Annotated in this window: 20 protein-coding genes and 1 riboswitch; of the genes, 17 read left to right on the top strand and 3 right to left on the bottom strand. The window is 54.5% G+C overall.

Annotation, left to right across the window (positions count from 1 at the left end; translation table 11 throughout):
* Positions 1 to 6: 6 nt before the first annotated feature.
* From pduC to pduA, 3 genes are read right to left on the bottom strand one after another with little or no spacing between them, the layout of a single operon-like run.
* Complete coding sequence (gene pduC / locus J4613_RS05080; protein WP_001256896.1) at positions 7 to 1,671, bottom strand: propanediol dehydratase large subunit PduC; 1,665 nt, start codon at positions 1,669 to 1,671, stop codon at positions 7 to 9.
* Positions 1,672 to 1,689: 18 nt separating this feature from the next.
* The gene (gene pduB / locus J4613_RS05075; RefSeq protein WP_000097500.1) at positions 1,690 to 2,502 is read right to left on the bottom strand and encodes a propanediol utilization microcompartment protein PduB; all 813 of its coding nucleotides are present in this window, start codon (positions 2,500 to 2,502) and stop codon (positions 1,690 to 1,692) included.
* On the bottom strand, positions 2,499 to 2,783 hold the full coding sequence (pduA, locus tag J4613_RS05070) for a propanediol utilization microcompartment protein PduA (protein WP_001183618.1): 285 nt from the start codon (positions 2,781 to 2,783) through the stop codon (positions 2,499 to 2,501). Before pduA ends, pduB begins: the two co-directional genes overlap by 4 nt.
* A gap of 524 nt (positions 2,784 to 3,307) precedes the next feature.
* Here pduA and pduF point away from each other — a divergent pair.
* From pduF to J4613_RS04985, 17 genes are all read left to right on the top strand, one after another.
* The gene (gene pduF / locus J4613_RS05065) at positions 3,308 to 4,102 is read left to right on the top strand and encodes a propanediol diffusion facilitator PduF (protein ID WP_001000023.1); all 795 of its coding nucleotides are present in this window, start codon (positions 3,308 to 3,310) and stop codon (positions 4,100 to 4,102) included.
* Between the two features lie 216 nt (positions 4,103 to 4,318).
* Positions 4,319 to 5,230, top strand: a complete 912-nt coding sequence (pocR, locus tag J4613_RS05060; RefSeq protein WP_000622326.1) for a regulatory protein PocR — start codon at positions 4,319 to 4,321, stop codon at positions 5,228 to 5,230.
* A gap of 325 nt (positions 5,231 to 5,555) precedes the next feature.
* Positions 5,556 to 5,731: riboswitch (cobalamin riboswitch) on the top strand.
* Positions 5,732 to 5,827: 96 nt separating this feature from the next.
* Positions 5,828 to 7,207: a cobyrinate a,c-diamide synthase gene (locus tag J4613_RS05055; protein WP_111742315.1), complete on the top strand. Its 1,380-nt coding sequence runs from the start codon at positions 5,828 to 5,830 to the stop codon at positions 7,205 to 7,207.
* Positions 7,204 to 8,163, top strand: a complete 960-nt coding sequence (cbiB, locus tag J4613_RS05050) for an adenosylcobinamide-phosphate synthase CbiB (protein ID WP_000153647.1) — start codon at positions 7,204 to 7,206, stop codon at positions 8,161 to 8,163. Before J4613_RS05055 ends, cbiB begins: the two co-directional genes overlap by 4 nt.
* A gap of 10 nt (positions 8,164 to 8,173) precedes the next feature.
* Positions 8,174 to 8,806: a cobalt-precorrin-8 methylmutase gene (locus J4613_RS05045; protein ID WP_000558988.1), complete on the top strand. Its 633-nt coding sequence runs from the start codon at positions 8,174 to 8,176 to the stop codon at positions 8,804 to 8,806.
* A complete protein-coding gene (gene cbiD / locus J4613_RS05040; RefSeq protein WP_001292914.1) occupies positions 8,806 to 9,945 on the top strand; it encodes a cobalt-precorrin-5B (C(1))-methyltransferase CbiD in 1,140 nt (379 codons plus the stop codon). Before J4613_RS05045 ends, cbiD begins: the two co-directional genes overlap by 1 nt.
* Complete coding sequence (locus J4613_RS05035) at positions 9,939 to 10,544, top strand: cobalt-precorrin-7 (C(5))-methyltransferase (RefSeq protein ID WP_000958839.1); 606 nt, start codon at positions 9,939 to 9,941, stop codon at positions 10,542 to 10,544. Before cbiD ends, J4613_RS05035 begins: the two co-directional genes overlap by 7 nt.
* Complete coding sequence (locus J4613_RS05030) at positions 10,534 to 11,112, top strand: decarboxylating cobalt-precorrin-6B (C(15))-methyltransferase (protein ID WP_061383541.1); 579 nt, start codon at positions 10,534 to 10,536, stop codon at positions 11,110 to 11,112. The genes J4613_RS05035 and J4613_RS05030 overlap by 11 nt, the downstream gene beginning before the upstream one ends.
* A complete protein-coding gene (locus tag J4613_RS05025; RefSeq protein WP_000004870.1) occupies positions 11,096 to 11,869 on the top strand; it encodes a cobalt-precorrin-4 methyltransferase in 774 nt (257 codons plus the stop codon). Before J4613_RS05030 ends, J4613_RS05025 begins: the two co-directional genes overlap by 17 nt.
* Entirely contained in the window at positions 11,850 to 12,905 is a 1,056-nt protein-coding gene (gene cbiG, locus J4613_RS05020; protein ID WP_001098927.1) for a cobalt-precorrin 5A hydrolase, read from the top strand. Before J4613_RS05025 ends, cbiG begins: the two co-directional genes overlap by 20 nt.
* On the top strand, positions 12,905 to 13,630 hold the full coding sequence (locus tag J4613_RS05015; protein WP_000953643.1) for a precorrin-3B C(17)-methyltransferase: 726 nt from the start codon (positions 12,905 to 12,907) through the stop codon (positions 13,628 to 13,630). Before cbiG ends, J4613_RS05015 begins: the two co-directional genes overlap by 1 nt.
* The gene (locus J4613_RS05010; protein ID WP_001001975.1) at positions 13,627 to 14,418 is read left to right on the top strand and encodes a cobalt-precorrin-6A reductase; all 792 of its coding nucleotides are present in this window, start codon (positions 13,627 to 13,629) and stop codon (positions 14,416 to 14,418) included. The genes J4613_RS05015 and J4613_RS05010 overlap by 4 nt, the downstream gene beginning before the upstream one ends.
* A gap of 2 nt (positions 14,419 to 14,420) precedes the next feature.
* Complete coding sequence (locus J4613_RS05005; RefSeq protein ID WP_111742316.1) at positions 14,421 to 15,215, top strand: sirohydrochlorin cobaltochelatase; 795 nt, start codon at positions 14,421 to 14,423, stop codon at positions 15,213 to 15,215.
* Positions 15,212 to 15,925, top strand: a complete 714-nt coding sequence (locus J4613_RS05000) for a cobalt-factor II C(20)-methyltransferase (protein ID WP_001748552.1) — start codon at positions 15,212 to 15,214, stop codon at positions 15,923 to 15,925. The genes J4613_RS05005 and J4613_RS05000 overlap by 4 nt, the downstream gene beginning before the upstream one ends.
* Entirely contained in the window at positions 15,922 to 16,659 is a 738-nt protein-coding gene (cbiM, locus tag J4613_RS04995) for a cobalt ECF transporter S component CbiM (protein WP_000764336.1), read from the top strand. The genes J4613_RS05000 and cbiM overlap by 4 nt, the downstream gene beginning before the upstream one ends.
* 1 nt (position 16,660) lies before the next feature.
* Positions 16,661 to 16,942, top strand: coding sequence for an energy-coupling factor ABC transporter substrate-binding protein (locus tag J4613_RS04990; protein ID WP_000753212.1), 282 nt, complete (start codon positions 16,661 to 16,663; stop codon positions 16,940 to 16,942).
* A complete protein-coding gene (locus tag J4613_RS04985; RefSeq protein ID WP_000147127.1) occupies positions 16,929 to 17,606 on the top strand; it encodes an energy-coupling factor ABC transporter transmembrane protein in 678 nt (225 codons plus the stop codon). Before J4613_RS04990 ends, J4613_RS04985 begins: the two co-directional genes overlap by 14 nt.
* The last annotated feature ends 2 nt before the right edge of the window (positions 17,607 to 17,608 follow it).

Genomic DNA, 17,608 nt, shown 5'->3' with positions numbered 1-17,608 from the left:
CACCCCTTAATCAATCTCGTTGGGATCAAGAGCGCCAGGGATGTTTTTAATCTCTTCCCAGCGTTCTCCCTGCAGGCGATAACCTGTTGCCGGACCGGCATAGTCATTGACGTCATTAACCGCAGAGAGCACTTGTCCGTCGCCGACGATAATGGCGGAGGTGTGCAAATAGTCGCCGGTTAGCTTGGCTTTCTGGATGTTGAGCATGTCCTGGGCCACGTCGGTAAACCCGCCCTGCGCCAGCGCTTTAACGACTTCCAGACCGTTGCGGTTTTTATTGATGATTTCCTGGGCGAACTTGATGTCTTCGACGATGTTACGCTCCGGCATATCTTTCGAACCGTGGGCATAGGTCGCGGCTTCAACTTCTTCATCGGTAATCGGCGGTAGTCCCATTCCGGCAAACACGGCCTGCAGCGCGCGGGCGGCTTTGTTACGGATGGCGATAACGTCCTCTTCACGAACCGGGCGCAGACCGCCGTCCACTTTCAGGTCACGCTGGATAACGTTGTAGTCGTCAAAGTCTTCCGCATCTTCGTTGGAACCGGCGAACATGTTGTCGTAGTTCGGCACCGCGGAATAACCGGAGGAGATAAAGTCGGTACCCGGCAGGAACTGCATCAGCAGGCGCGCGGTACGACGCATATCGGAGTGGGTGAAGGTCTGGTCGTTACTGGAGGCGCATTCCAGATCCAGTGACGAGCAGATCAGGTTTTCCGCCAGCACGGCACGAATACCTGACGGCACGGCAGACGGTACGCCGATACAGCTTACGGAGCCGTTTTGCAGCCCCTGAACGCCCGCGGCTTTGGTGATATAGATGCAGCGCGCTTCCAGATACAGCATGGATTTGCCTTCGGCGTAGCCCATCTGCACTTCGGAGCCGGAGCCGGAGGTGAAGCGCATTTTCAGGCCGCGAGAGGCGTAGGAAGAGGCTAAGAAGCCCTTCGACCATGGGGTATCGTCACCGTCGGTGAAGACCGGCTCGGTGCCGTAAACGGAGATGGTTTCGGCGTAGCAGGTGTGGCCCAGCATGCCGAGCTTCAGCTCGGTGGCTTCTTCCAGCGAGCATTGAGTCAGTACCCCCGGACGACCTACCTGAGAACCAACCAGCAGCGCGATGGCGTTGAACGGCGCATAGCGCGCTACCGCAACCGTCGTCTCTTGTTCGTCAAACCCGCGCCATGCGCCTTCGGCGGCATCGGCGGCAATTTGCACCGGGTTGTCTTTAACGTTGGTGACGTGCGCCTGTTGAGATGGAGTACGGCGGGCGCGCATTTTCTGCATCGCCATCATCATCTCAACCACGTTCATATGCGAAACCACTTCAACAATTTTCGCTGGGGTCATCGCGGTGGTTAGCGGGACGATTTCGCTGCGCTTGACGTTCGGATCGCAGAGCATGTTAGCCAGCTTGACCGAATCCATCGCCATCACTTCTTCGGCGCGGTTCAGGTTGATGCCGTAGCGGGCGATAAAGTGGTCGATCAGGTCGAATTCGCTAACCGGTTTTCCGTCCAGCTCGGTCACCGCGCCGTTAACGATTTTAATCGACGGTTTCGGATCGTTCGGGCTTTCCATTGCGATAAAGCCTTCTTCGATCCACTCCTTAACAAAGCCGTCCTGATTCACAGGGCGTTTCGCCAGTGCTTCAAATCTTTTCGATCTCATGAATCAGCCTCGTGGGTATCAGATGTAGGACGGGCGATCGTTTTTCGGTTCAGAACCGAGGGTCGCAAGGACGGTTTTGCCGATTTCGCGGGCGGAGGTCACCGCCTGACGGACCGCGCCGGAGTCGCCGGAAATCACCAGAATGGCTTCGTTACTAAAGCTGGTGCCGTGCGCCGGAGAGCTGTACGCCACGACTTCAACGTTGGCTGACTTCAGGGCGGTATCGGCCATCAGTACGCCGACGGAAGCCGGAGCGCCGACGATGACGCCGCAGGCACGGCCAATCGGTGCGCCGAACGCTTTTTCCAGCGCGTAGCTGGCGCGAGCGGTGTACTGCAGCTCGATATGCCCGGCTTCGTTGCCGTAAACATCACCGAAGGTGCGGTCCAGCTCTTTCAGCGCGACTTCGATACCGCGCTTGACGTCGGATACATCGTTACCGCCTAAAATAATCAGCGAACCGTGGCCCGCGCCGCCTTTGGTATCGCGCGGCAGCTCAATGCTGACCACTTCGGTGTTGGTGGCTTTCACCGCTTCGTCCGCCGCCATAATGTGCGGGCCTGCGCCGGTGCGGGCGCCGAGAATGCCGATGGAACGATAGCGCTTCTCAAGCTTCATCGCGTCCAGCAGGGCGGTATCGACGTTGGCGATAACCAGGCCCAGGGTATCGCCAATGGCGGTCCCGACAAATTCCGTTAAACTGCAGCTTTTTTCTGCCATAGCCGTCTCTCGTATAGGTTGGGGTTGACCAGGGATGGCCTGTTGTTCCGGCGTTGCCACACGGGCAATCACCTGCGCCATGATCTGTTCCACCAGCTCATTGCTGCTCATTGGCTAATTCCCTTCGGTAAGATTTTTTCTACATCGGTGTGAGGGCGTGGGATGACGTGTACGGCTTTCACTTCACCCACGTTGCGTGCGGCTGCGGCACCTGCATCGGTGGCCGCTTTGACCGCGCCAACATCGCCGCGCACGATGACGGTTACCAGCCCGGAGCCAATCTTTTCATAGCCCACTAACATCACATTGGCTGACTTAACCATTGCATCAGCGGCCTCTATGGCTGCGGTTAAGCCTTTGGTTTCTACCATTCCTAGTGCTTCTTGTTGCATAAAGACCTCGCATGGAGTGTTCCGATAGTTGGGACTATAAGAAGATGCGAGGAAAAAGAATGGCTGACTTGCTGTTGAGCATCAGAAAATAATGGGAAAGCAATATGACTAAATTGTCTTTTGCTTTTATAACTTATTGATAAATTACATTTAATTTATTATTGTCTATATGATTATTTTGTTTTTATTATTTCATTTTTACATTTTTGTTAGTGACTAGAGTATTTTTATTTGATATGGCGAAAGACGCAAAATGTGATGCTTATTCGAAATTGATAAGTTGGCTTGTGCAATATTTTATTATTTTCACAGGCGTATTTTATAGCTCGAATCTCCCGTATGATGGGCTGCTAAAAATATCGGAAAAGCAAAATTTTGCTATCGCAACACGATTTTTCCGGGAGACAGGTTCGCAGGTTGCCAACAATTTACAGGCGGCACTTTTTATAGTGAGGTTAGCTGTACTCTACCGCCAGCCGAAACTTGCGCTGGCCAGGACACGAACTTTGCTCAGAAGGTGTCACATGAATGATTCTCTAAAGGCGCAATGTGGTGCGGAATTTTTAGGCACCGGACTCTTTTTGTTTTTTGGTATCGGTTGTTTGAGCGCGCTCAAAGTCGCAGGCGCCAGCCTCGGATTATGGGAGATTTGCATTATTTGGGGGCTTGGAATTTCACTGGCCGTTTACCTTACTGCCGGAATCTCCGGCGGACATCTTAACCCTGCGGTGACGATTGCGCTGTGGCTGTTTGCCTGCTTCCCCAAACAGAAAGTATTGCCTTATATTATTGCCCAGTTTGCCGGCGCTTTTGGCGGCGCTCTGCTGGCGTATGTGCTTTATAGTAGCCTTTTTACTGAATTTGAGACTGCGCATCATATGGTGCGCGGTAGCGTCGAAAGTTTGCAATTAGCCAGCATTTTCAGTACCTATCCGGCCGCAGCGCTAAATGTATGGCAGGCTGCGTTGGTGGAAGTGGTCATTACGTCGATTCTGATGGGCATGATCATGGCATTGACGGATGATGGCAATGGCATTCCTAAAGGGCCGCTTGCGCCTTTGCTTATTGGGATACTGGTTGCCGTTATCGGCGCGTCTACTGGACCCCTTACCGGTTTTGCAATGAACCCGGCGCGTGATTTCGGTCCCAAACTGTTCACATGGTTAGCGGGGTGGGGGAACATGGCGATGAGCGGTGGGCGAGAGATCCCTTATTTTATCGTGCCGATTGTCGCGCCTGTTATCGGCGCCTGTGCCGGAGCAGCCATATATCGCTATTTTATTGGTAAGAATTTACCTTGTAACCGCTGTGAACTGTAAGAAAATGCGAACCAGATTCACAGCAATGATGTATCGTAAAAACAGGTGAGATAATTTCGTGATCTGCTTTCACGAACTGATCAAAACGTCTCCCAGCAATGGGAGACTTTTGATATTGTCATTGTACTTTTTATCAGGGCCAGGATAATGCTAATAAAAAGTGAATGTAAATAATGTGTTTTGTTTATAACAATAAATTAACTGAGGGGTTTTATCATGATTTCTGCGAGCGCTCTGAACTCAGAACTCATTAATAAAATCGCACAGGATTTTGCACAAGCCACCGGTCTGGCGGTTGTGGTTGTCAATATTCATGGTGATGAAATATCTGAGCTATTCAATTTCACGCCGTTTTGTCAGTTGATGCGGCAGCATCCCCAGCATAGTACACGTTGTCGTATGAGCGATCGCTGCGGGGGACTGGAGGCATCGAAGTCCGATCAACCCTGTATTTATCGTTGTCATGCCGGTCTAACGGATTTTTCTATTCCGCTGGTAATCGCAGGGCATTTAGTTGGCTTTGTTTTATGCGGGCAGGTTCGTTTAAGTAATGACGTGGAGCTGGTAAACATTCTTAATGTTGACGATCGCTGGCAGGCTGACCCTGAGCTCTTGAATGAATTTCGGAATGTGCCAGAGATGGACTATTCACGCGTTATCGCTTCCGCCGATCTTCTTAAACTGATTGTTGAGAATTGCCTGAAAAAACAGCTCAATTTCGTGGTTATCAAAGACAATCCGCAGCAATCGGAGGCAAATAAAACCACTCGTGGTCCCACTCCGCATGACAGTAAAATGAAAAAAGCGCTTCGCTATATTGATGCGCATTTGTCCGACGATCTTCGTCTTGAGGATGTCGCCTCACATGTCTATCTCAGCCCCTATTACTTCAGTAAGCTATTCAAGAAATATCAGGGAATCGGATTTAATGCGTGGGTAAACCGCCAGAGAATGGTTAGCGCCAGAGAATTGCTTTGCCATAGTGACTGGAGTATTGCCAGTATTGCGCGTAATTTAGGCTTTTCGCAAACCAGCTATTTTTGCAAAGTCTTCCGCCAGACCTATCAGGTTACGCCGCAGGCTTATCGCCAGCAGATAAATGAGAATTCTCATCCTCCATCGTTATGAATAGCAATATTTTGCTATTGCCGATTTTTGATAGTCTTTTGTATCTTAATCATTTCAGAAAGAAAATTTATCTGGTGTAACAATAAATTGTCATAGCGCAACAAAATAATAAAATTTAGGGCATAAACTGCACCAGTTTTTATTTTTGTGATGAAGTACAGTGTCAGGAAAGATAAGTTTTATTACGCTTTGTCGATACGTTTTATAGTCAATATACCGATAAGGATGAGTAGATTAACGTCAGATGAGCAACCGCTCAGGCTATTGCTCACAGAAATGTAAAACGTAGCACATTATTAATTGCCGTTATGGGTGTGCCGTACAGCCATAACGTAAACCAACAGGTTTGCCACATTTGTGGTAGGGAAGGGGGTGAAAATCCCCCGCAGCCCCCGCTGCTGTGATGCTGACGACCCCGTAAAGACCACTGATCGCAAGATTGGGAAGGACGGGCGAGGAGGACGCTAAGCCAGAAGACCTGCCTGTCGGTGATAACCAACAACTTCGGTGGGAAGTGGGTTGCGAAGACGCGTACAGTCGAAAGACTGAACATGCGCGTACCTGTATACCCCTACCACCCTGAACAGGATCAGGGTAATGGCGGCAAGGCATCACGCATTTATTCTTGCAGGCACAGGAAGCGGTTGCGGCAAAACCACGGTGACGCTTGGTTTGTTGAGGCTGCTGCAAAAACGCGCGCTGCGCGTACAGCCGTTTAAAGTTGGGCCAGATTACCTTGATACCGGCTGGCATACCGCTATCTGTGGCGTGGCGTCCCGTAATCTTGACAGTTTCATTCTTCCTCCTCCTGTTCTCAACGCCTTATTTTGCGAACAAATGCGGCAGGCGGATATCGCTGTCATTGAAGGCGTCATGGGGCTGTATGACGGCTATGGCGTCGACCCCAATTACTGCAGCACAGCCGCGATGGCCAAACAGCTTGGTTGCCCGGTCATCCTACTGGTGGACGGCAAGGCTGTTTCAACGTCGCTTGCGGCTACCGTTATGGGATTTCAGCACTTCGACCCGACCCTCAACCTCGCGGGCGTGATTGTGAATCGCGTCACTAGCGACGCCCACTATCAGCTCCTCAAAAATGCCATTGAACATTATTGCTCACTGCCGGTACTGGGGTATGTCCCTCCTTGCGACGGCGTCGCATTACCTGAACGCCACCTGGGGTTGATTACCGCCAGAGAATCCCTCGTCAATCAGCAATCATGGCATGATTTTGCCGCCTCGCTGGAACAAACAGTGGATGTGGATGCGCTACTCTCGCTGAGCGTGTTATCAGCGCTTCCGGCGGGAATGTGGCCTGAACGCCCCGATAACACAGCGGGGGCAGGGCTGACGCTTGCTCTGGCGGATGATGAGGCCTTTAACTTTTATTACCCCGATAACATCGATTTGCTGGAGCGTGCCGGCGTTAACATTGTGCGTTTTAGCCCACTGCATGACCGCGCATTGCCTGATTGTCAGATGATCTGGCTGGGCGGTGGATATCCTGAATTATACGCCGCGGATCTGGCGGCAAATACGGTGATGTTAAAACATTTGCGGGCGGCGCATCAGCGCGGCGTGGCGATTTACGCGGAGTGTGGTGGTCTGATGTATCTGGGGAGCACTCTGGAGGATAGCGGCGGGGAAATTCATCAGATGGCGAATATTATCCCCGGTCACAGCAAAATGGGTAAGCGACTTACCCGCTTTGGCTACTGTGAGGCGCAGGCTATGCAGCCAACGCTATTGGCGGCGCCTGGCGAGATAGTGCGCGGCCATGAATTTCACTACTCAGATTTTATCCCCGAAACACCCGCCGTTATGGCCTGTCGTAAGGTTCGCGATGGCCGCGTGTTACAGGAATGGACTGGCGGCTGGCAGACAGGCAACACGTTTGCCAGCTATCTGCACGTCCATTTCGCCCAGCGTCCGGAAATGTTGCAGCACTGGCTGGCGGCGGCGAGGCGCGTATTATGACGATTCTTGCCTGGTGTATCGCCTGGGTGCTGGATTTTATCATCGGCGACCCTCAACACTGGCCCCATCCGGTACGCTGGATAGGTCGTTTAATCACGTTTGTGCAGCGTATTGTGCGTCGCTATTGTCCCGGCGATAAAGCGCTGCGGATTGGCGGCGGCGTAATGTGGGTTGTGGTTGTCGGGGCGACCTGGGGCGTGGCATGGGGCGTACTGGCGCTGGCGCAGCGGATTCACCCCTGGTTTGGCTGGAGCGTCGAAGTCTGGATGATCTTTACCACGCTGGCCGGACGCTCTCTGGCCCACGCCGCGCAGGAGGTTGAACGACCGTTACGGAAGAACGACCTTGCGGAAAGCCGAATAAAACTCTCCTGGATCGTCGGGCGCGATACGTCGCAACTTCAGCCAGCGCAGATCAATCGCGCCGTGGTGGAAACGGTTGCAGAAAACACCGTTGACGGCATTATCGCGCCGCTCTTTTTCCTCTTTCTCGGCGGCGCGCCGCTGGCGATGGCCTACAAAGCCGTCAATACCCTGGATTCAATGGTGGGCTACAAACATGAAAAATACCGGGCGATTGGTATGGTCAGCGCCCGTATGGACGACGTAGCGAACTATCTTCCCGCCCGACTGAGCTGGCTGTTGCTGGGCATTGCGGCAGGACTGTGTCGCCTGAGTGGTTGGCGTGCGCTGCGTATTGGCTGGCGTGACCGTTATAACCACAGTAGCCCAAATTGCGCCTGGTCGGAAGCGTGTGTGGCCGGCGCCTTAGGTATCCAGCTCGGCGGCCCAAATAACTACTTTGGCGAGCGTGTGGACAAGCCCTGGATAGGCGACGCGCAGCGCGATATTTCCGTGGACGATATTTCCCGAACGATTCGATTGATGTGGGTCGCTTCAACCCTGGCGCTGGCGCTGTTTATTGCGGCGCGGTGCGGGTTATCTGGCGTGGCCTGAGGACGACAGTATGCATTATATCCAGCAGCCCCAAACCATTGAGGCCAACAGTTTCACCATTATTAGCGACATTATTCGCGAAACGCGTCCTGATTACCGTTTCGCCAGTCCGCTCCATGAGGCCATTATCAAGCGGGTTATTCATACCACCGCCGATTTCGACTGGCTGGACATTTTGTGGTTCTCTGCCGATGCGCTGGAACAGCTTTGTGATGCGTTACGCCATCCGTGCATTATTTATACCGATACCACGATGGCGCTGTCCGGCATTAATAAAAGATTACTGGCGACGTTTGGCGGCGAGTGTCGCTGTTATATCAGCGATCCGCGCGTGGTGCGCGCCGCACAAACGCAGGGGATTACCCGTTCAATGGCCGCCGTCGATATCGCTATCGCCGAGGAGGAGAAAAACAAGCTCTTTGTTTTCGGTAATGCGCCGACGGCCCTGTTCCGTTTGCTTGAACATAACGTGACGGTGAGCGGCGTGGTGGGCGTACCGGTAGGCTTTGTCGGCGCGGCGGAGTCCAAAGAGGCGCTCACCCATAGCCATTTCCCCGCGGTTGCCGCGTTAGGGCGTAAAGGCGGCAGTAACGTGGCTGCCGCTATCGTCAATGCGCTGCTCTATCATCTCCGGGAGGCCTGATGAGCGAGCTTTCTTTTGACGCGCCGGTCTGGCACCACGGTAAAGCGTTACGTAAAGGATATACCACCGGTTCCTGCGCGACGGCGGCGGCAAAAGTCGCCGCGCTGATGGTATTGCGTCAACATCTGATTCATCAGGTCTCCATCGTCACGCCGTCGGGCGTCACGCTATGCCTGAACGTGGAGTCGCCGCACATTGAAGGCCAGCAGGCGATAGCCGCAATTCGTAAAGATGGCGGCGATGATGTGGATGCCACGCACGGAATGCTGATTTTTGCCCGCGTTACGCTCAACGACAGCGGTGAGATTACGCTCACTGGCGGCGAAGGTATTGGTACGGTAACGCGTAAAGGGGTTGGACTACCGCTCGGGAGCGCTGCCATCAATCGTACGCCGCGTCATACCATTGAATCTGCGGTGCGCGAAGCGATAGGCCCAGCGCGTGGGGCCGATGTGGAGATTTTTGCCCCGGAAGGCGAAGCGCGGGCGCAAAAAACGTATAACTCGCGGCTTGGCATTCTTGGCGGCATTTCCATTATTGGCACTACCGGCATTGTGACACCGATGTCGGAAGAAAGCTGGAAACGCTCGCTATCGCTGGAACTGGAGATCAAACGGGCGTCAGGATTAACGCGGGTGATACTCGTGCCGGGCAACCACGGCGAACGGTTTGTTCGCGAACAAATGGGCGTCGACACACAGGCGGTCGTCACCATGAGCAATTTTGTCGGCTACATGATTGAAGAGGCGGTACGGCTGGGATTTTGCCAGATAGTGCTGGTGGGGCATCCTGGAAAATTGATCAAAATCGCCGCCGGGATCTTTCATACCCATAGCCATATTGCCGATGCGCGCATGGAAACGCTGGTCGCGCATTTAGCTTTACTGGGCGCGCCGCTGGAGTTACTCACCCTGGTCGGCGATTGCGATACCACTGAAGCGGCAATGGAGCACATTGAAGCATATGGCTTCGGGCATATCTATAACCATCTTGCCAGGCGTATTTGTTTGCGAGTCATGCAGATGCTGCGTTTTACCAAAACGCCGCCTGTCTGCGACGCCATCCTGTTTTCTTTTGATAACCATATTCTCGGCAGTAATCGTCCCGTCGACGAGATTGCTAAGGAGCTGCAATGCTAACGGTCGTGGGAATGGGGCCCGCTGGACGGCATTTGATGACGCCTGCGGCGCTGGAAGCGATAGACCACGCCGATGCGCTGGCAGGCGGTAAACGGCATTTGGCGCAGTTTCCGGCGTTTGGCGGCGAACGATTTACGCTGGGCGCGGATATTGGCGCGTTGTTGTCCTGGATTGCCGCCCGCTGGGATAAAGGGATCGTGGTGCTGGCCTCCGGCGATCCGCTGTTTTATGGCATCGGTACACGCCTGGTGGCGCATTTTGGTATCGAACAGGTTCGCATTATCCCTGGCATCAGCGCCGTACAGTATCTGTGCGCACAGGCTGGAATTGATATGAATGACATGTGGTTGACCAGTAGCCACGGTCGTTGCGTCAGCTTCGATCAGTTGGCGAGCCATCGCAAAGTGGCGATGGTCACGGATGCCCGCTGCGGGCCGCGGGAAATCGCCCGGGAACTGGTCGCGCGCGGTAAAGGGCATCGCTTAATGGTGATTGGTGAAAATCTGGCGATGGAAAATGAGCGGATCCACTGGCTACCCGTCAGTGCGGTCAACGCCGACTATGAAATGAATGCAGTGGTGATCCTTGATGAAAGATGAGCTTTTTCTGCGCGGCGAGAACGTGCCAATGACCAAAGAGGCGGTACGGGCGCTGGCACTGTCGAAACTTGAGCTCCACCGCGCCAGTCACCTGATTGACGTCGGGGCGGGAACGGGAAGCGTCTCAATTGAAGCGGCGCTGCAATTTCCTTCGTTGCAGGTGACGGCTATCGAGCGTAATCCTGCCGCGCTACGGCTGCTTGATGAGAATCGTCAGCGCTTTGCCTGCGGCAATATCGATATTCTCCCCGGCGAAGCGCCAATGACCATAACCGGGAAAGCCGATGCGGTGTTTATGGGCGGCAGCGGCGGGCATCTGACGGCGCTGATTGACTGGGCGATGGGTCATCTGCATCCCGGTGGCCGTCTGGTGATGACCTTTATCTTGCAGGAAAACCTCCATAGCGCGCTGGCGCATATTGCCCACATCGGCGCATGTCGAATGGACTGTGTACAGCTTCAGCTTTCATCGTTAACGCCGCTGGGGGCGGGACACTATTTCAAACCGAACAATCCTGTTTTTGTTATCGCCTGTCAGAAGGAAGAAAACCATGTCAGAGACATTTGATCCACGCTGTGTATGGTTCGTCGGCGCCGGGCCGGGCGATCGCGAGCTGATCACGCTTAAAGGCTACCGCCTGCTGCAACAGGCGCAGGTAGTTATCTATGCCGGTTCGCTGATCAATACCGAACTGCTGGATTACTGCCCCGCGCAGGCAGAACGCTACGACAGCGCCGAACTGCATCTTGAGCAGATTATCGAGCTGATGGCCGCGGGCGTGAAAGCGGGAAAAACGGTGGTGCGTTTGCAAACGGGCGATGTTTCGCTGTACGGCTCCGTGCGTGAGCAAGGCGAAGAGTTAACTCGCCGTGGTATCGACTGGCAGGTAGTGCCTGGCGTCAGCGCGTTTCTCGGCGCTGCGGCAGAGCTGGGTGTGGAATATACCGTACCGGAGGTATCGCAGAGTCTCATTATTACCCGTCTGGAAGGGCGTACGCCAGTACCGGCGCGCGAACAACTGGAGGCTTTCGCCAGTCACCAGACGTCAATGGCGATTTATCTCTCCGTTCAGCGTATTCATCGGGTGGCGGAACGTCTCATTGCCGGCGGTTATCCGGCAACTACGCCTGTCGCAGTCATCTATAAGGCTACCTGGCCGGAAAGTCAGACCGTTCGCGGCACGTTAGCGGATATTAGCGACAAAGTACGTGATGCTGGCATCCGTAAGACGGCGCTAATCCTGGTCGGGAATTTTCTGGGTAAGGAGTATCACTACTCAAGACTTTATGCAGCGGACTTTAGCCATGAATACCGTAAAGCCTGAATCCATTGCGTTGTTTTGCCTGACGCCCGGCGGCGTGGCGCTGGCAAAGAGACTCTCCGCGATGCTGCCGTTAACCTGCTTTACCAGTGAAAAACTGCGGGAAGAGGGATTTATTCCCTTCGATGGCGGATTCGCTAATACCGCCCGGCAGGCTTTTACCACTTATACCGCGCTTATTTTTATCGGCGCGACCGGCATTGCCGTTCGTGTCCTGGCGCCGTTAGTGAACGACAAGTTCAGCGATCCGGCGGTGGTCGTCATTGATGAACGTGGTCAGCATGTCATTAGCCTGCTTTCCGGTCATGCGGGCGGGGCCAATGCCTTGACGCGCTACCTGGCAGGAATGTTAGGCGCCGATCCGGTGATTACCACGGCAACGGATGTCAATGAGATGTCCGCGTTGGACACCTTAGCTTTCCAGCTTAACGCCCGCATGTCCGATCTTCGCACGGCGGTAAAAACCGTTAACCAGATGTTGGTCAGTCATCAACGGGTGGGGTTATGGTGGGATGCCGAACTAACGGAAGAGATCGGCCAGTGCGATATTCGTGGTTTTATCCCTGTTGATGATTTGCAGCGATTGCCTGAACTGGATGCGCTTATCTGCGTCTCTTTGCGTAATGACCTCCCTGAGCTTCCCGTACTGCACTGGAAACTGGTGCCCCAGCGCGTGGTGGCGGGAATTGGCTGCCGCCGCGATACGCCATTTCCCCTGTTAGCGACATTACTGGCGCGCCAGCTTGAAGCGCAGAAACTCGATCCGCTGGCGTTAAAAGCGATTGGCAGCGTCACGCTCAAAAAAGGGGAGCCGGGGCTTATTCAGCTCGCCTCCTGCTGCCGCGTGCCTTTTAAAACCTTTACCGCCGAAGCGTTACGCGAATTCGAACACCATTTTCCCGGTTCTGGCTTCGTCAGAAAAACGGTGGGCGTTGGCAGCGTATCCGGCCCGGCAGCGTGGTTATTAAGCCAGGGACAATTGTTAGGCGAGACCCTGCGAGAACAGGGCGTCACTATTACTTTAGGAGTTGCACACTGATGTTGAGCGTAATTGGTATTGGCCCCGGTTCGCAGGCAATGATGACGATGGAGGCGATTGAGGCGCTTCAGGCGGCGGAAATCGTCGTCGGTTATAAAACCTACACCCACCTGGTGAAAGCCTTTACCGGCGATAAGCAGGTGATCAAAACCGGGATGTGCAAAGAGATTGAACGCTGCCAGGCGGCGATTGAGCTGGCGCAGGCCGGGCATAACGTGGCGCTGATTAGCAGCGGCGACGCCGGTATTTACGGCATGGCGGGACTGGTGCTGGAGCTGGTGAGCAAGCAGAAGCTGGATGTAGAGGTTCGCCTTATTCCGGGGATGACCGCCAGTATCGCAGCCGCCTCGCTGCTGGGTGCGCCGCTGATGCACGACTTCTGTCATATCAGCCTCAGCGACCTGCTGACCCCGTGGCCGGTAATTGAAAAACGTATTGTTGCCGCCGGAGAGGCAGACTTTGTTATCTGTTTTTACAACCCGCGCAGCCGCGGCCGCGAAGGGCATCTGGCGCGCGCGTTTGACCTGCTTGCCGCCAGTAAAAGCGCGCAAACGCCGGTTGGCGTGGTGAAATCCGCCGGACGTAAGAAAGAGGAAAAATGGCTGACTACGCTCGGCGATATGGATTTTGAACCGGTAGATATGACCAGTCTGGTCATCGTCGGTAATAAAACGACCTATGTTCAGGATGGGCTGATGATAACGCCGCGAGGTTACACGCTGTGAATGAGGGGGATGTGCTGGTGGTGGGCGGCACCAGCGATGCGCGCGCGTTATGCCGACAACTGGATGCGGCGAACGTCGCGTACACCTTATCCGTGGCGACGCCAGCCGGAAAAGCGCTGGCGGGCGACATTAAAGGGCAGGTGCGCTGTGGTCGTCTGGAGTACGGGCAGATGGTCGCCTGGCTAAAAGAAAACCGTACTCGCTGGGTAATAGATGCATCGCATCCTTATGCAGAAATGGTCAGCCATAACCTCCTTCGCGCCTGTGAAACGGCAGGCGTGTTGTTAAGTCGTTATCAGCGTCCGGAGCAGCTTAGCAATCTGACGCATCCGCTTCTCTATACGGCGCGCAGTATTGCCGATGCCTGCGAGATAGCGAGGCGTTTTGGTCCGCGCGTGTTACTGACGACCGGCAGTAAAGATCTGGCCGTCTGGCGTGCCGGGCTGGCGGAAAAAACGTTGCTGGCGCGCGTACTGCCCGTGGCGGAGGTGATTCAACGCTGCAGCGAACTGGGGTTCGGCGTTGGAGAAATTTTCGCTCTGTGTGGGCCGTTCAGCGCTGATTTTAACGCCGCGTTTTACCACCAGTGCCGGGCCGACGTGGTCATTACCAAAGCGTCCGGCGCGGAGGGGGGATATCAGGAAAAAGTTCAGCCCTGTCTGGATGCGGGCATTCCTTGCATCGTTATTGCGCGCCCGACGCCGCTTGTGACGGGTGATGAGTTACTGGAAAGCCAGGCCGCCTTTGCGCAGCGTTTATCGCGCTGGCTGGCCGCAGCTAAGGAGTAAAAATGAAAAAAGCGCTTCTGGTGGTCAGTTTTGGCACCAGCTATCACGACACCTGTGAAAAAAACATTGTGGCGTGCGAACGTGATCTGTCGGCGTCCTGTCCCGATCGCGACCTGTTTCGCGCCTTCACTTCCGGAATGATCATTCGCAAGCTTCGCCAGCGTGACGGTATCGACATCGATACGCCATTACAGGCTTTGCAAAAGCTTGCCGCACAGGGATATCAGGACGTGGCGATTCAGTCGTTGCACATTATTAACGGCGTCGAATATGAAAAAATTGTCCGTGAGGTACAACTCTTGCGTCCGTTATTCACTCGCCTGACGCTGGGCGTGCCGCTGCTGAGCAGCCATAACGATTATGTGCAGCTAATGCAGGCGTTGCGACAACAGATGCCATCGCTCAGACAAACGGAGAAAGTCGTTTTTATGGGCCACGGCGCCAGCCATCACGCATTCGCAGCTTATGCCTGTCTCGATCATATGATGACCGCGCAGCGCTTCCCGGCGCGCGTCGGCGCCGTAGAAAGCTACCCGGAGGTCGACATCCTGATCGACAGCCTGCGTGACGAAGGCGTCACCGGCGTACATTTGATGCCATTAATGCTGGTGGCGGGCGATCACGCCATTAATGATATGGCTTCAGACGACGGCGACTCATGGAAAATGCGCTTTAACGCGGCGGGCATTCCGGCGACGCCGTGGCTGAGCGGGCTGGGAGAAAACCCGGCTATCCGGGCGATGTTTGTCGCGCATTTGCACCAGGCGCTGAACATGGCGGTAGAGGAGGCGGCATGAACGGTAAATTATACGCATTAAGTACCGGGCCAGGCGCGCCCGACCTGATAACCGTCCGCGCAGCGCGGATTCTTGGCTCGCTGGACATTCTGTATGCGCCCGCCGGTCGTAAGGGGGGCGATAGTCTGGCGCTGTCGATTGTGCGCGACTATCTCGGCGAGCAGACGGAAGTACGTTGTTGCCATTTCCCTATGAGCGCTGACGGCGCCGAGAAAGAAGCGGTCTGGAACGAGGTTGCCGCCGCGCTTACCGCAGAGGTGAAAGCGGGTAAACAGGTCGGTTTTATTACCCTGGGCGATGCGATGCTATTCAGTACCTGGATTTTTTTACTCCAGCGTATCGGCTGCCCGGAGTGGCTGGAGATTGTCCCCGGCGTCACGTCCTTCGCCGCGATAGCCGCCCGCGCGAAAATGCCGCTCGCCATAGAACAGCAATCGCTGGCGGTTATTTCTTGTACCGCGCCGGAAGCGGAAATAGCCCAGGCGCTACAACAGCATGATAGCCTGGTGCTGATGAAAGTGTATGGCCGGTTCGCTCGTATTAAAGCGTTGCTGGCGCAGGCTGGCCTGCTGGAATGCGCCTTAATGATGTCCGAGGCCACGCTGCCCGGCGAGCAGTGCTGGCGCCATCTCCACGAGGTCAACGATGATCGACCGTTGCCCTATTTTTCGACCATTCTGGTCAATAAACAGTGGGAGTATGCAGAATGAAACTTGAACAGCAGCTTCGACAGTTGTCTTTCAGTGGACTGGCTGCAGCGCTATTGCTGATGGTTGTCCCGCAACAGGCGTTTGCGATGCATATCATGGAGGGCTTTTTACCGCCAGTGTGGGCGCTGGCCTGGTGGTTACTGTTTTTACCCTGCTTGTGGTATGGGCTGGTGCGCTTACGGCGTATTGTGCAGGAGGATAATCATCAGAAGGTACTGCTGGCGCTGTGCGGCGCGTTTATTTTTGTCCTGTCCGCGCTCAAAATTCCGTCGGTAACGGGGAGTTGTTCACATCCGACCGGCGTTGGTCTGGCGGTTATCTTGTTCGGGCCCGGGGTGGTGGCGATTCTCGGCGCGGTTGTGCTGTTGTTTCAGGCGCTATTGCTGGCGCACGGTGGCCTGACGACGCTTGGCGCAAATGGAATGTCGATGGCGGTGATTGGCCCGGTTGTCGGTTATCTGGTGTGGAAAATGGCCTGCCGTGCCGGACTGCGCCGTGATGTCGCCGTTTTTCTGTGCGCGATGCTGGCGGATTTGGCGACCTATTTTGTGACTTCAGTCCAGCTTGGCGTTGCGTTTCCCGATCCCCATGCCGGAGCGACAGGGTCTGTTGTGAAGTTTATGGGGATTTTCTGCCTCACACAGATTCCTGTCGCCATTGCCGAAGGTTTATTAACCGTCATGATTTATGACCAGTTAACCAAACGGCAAGTGATTACCGTACAAGGACATTAAAATGAAAAAAACGTTGATGTTGTTAGCGATGGTGGTGGCGCTGGTGATTCTGCCGTTTTTTATTAACCACGGCGGTGAATATGGCGGTTCAGACGGCGAAGCGGAAAGCCAGATTCAGGCTATTGCGCCGCAGTATAAACCCTGGTTTCAGCCGTTATATGAACCTGCCAGCGGTGAAATTGAAAGCCTGCTGTTTACCCTTCAGGGCTCTCTTGGCGCGGCGGTGATTTTTTATATCCTGGGGTATTGCAAAGGTAAACAACGCCGTGATGACCGGGCTTGATCGACTCAGCTATCAAAGCCGCTGGGCACACGTTGCGCCGCAGCGCAAGTTTTTGCTGTGGCTGGCGATGATGATACTGGCGTTTGCTCTGCCGCCTGTAGGGCAGGGCATTGAGCTGCTGATCATTGCCGGATTGAGCTGTTGGCTATTGCGCATATCCCTCTGGCGCTGGTGTCGATGGATGGCGATACCTTTTGGATTTTTGTTGGTCGGCGTGATAACGATTATCTTCAGCATCAGCCGCGAGCCGCAAATGCTGCTGGCTGGCATATCTGTCGGGCCGTACTGGATCGGGATTACCCGTGCGGGCGTGGTTACGGCGAATGAAACGTTCTGGCGTAGCCTGACGGCGCTGTCCGCGACGTTGTGGCTGGTGATGAACCTACCGTTTCCGCAGTTAATTAGCTTGCTTAAGCGCGCGCATATTCCACGCCTGCTTACCGAGCAAATCCTGTTAACGTGGCGCTTTCTCTTTATTCTTCTGGATGAGGCGGCGGCAATTCGTCGCTCGCAAACGCTGCGTTTTGGTTATTGCAGCCTGCCGAACGGCTATCGATCTCTGGCAATGCTAACTGGACTCCTGTTTACGCGGGTGTTAATGCGTTATCAGCAAATGACTACCACGCTGGATATCAAACTGTATCAGGGTGATTTTCACCTGTAAGG

It is taken from the genome of Salmonella sp. 32020114201800008SM (assembly GCF_017572025.1).
Lineage (GTDB): Bacteria > Pseudomonadota > Gammaproteobacteria > Enterobacterales > Enterobacteriaceae > Salmonella > Salmonella enterica.
The sequence above is the reverse complement of the archived record's forward strand: the minus strand, read 5'-3'. Positions and strand labels throughout refer to the sequence as shown.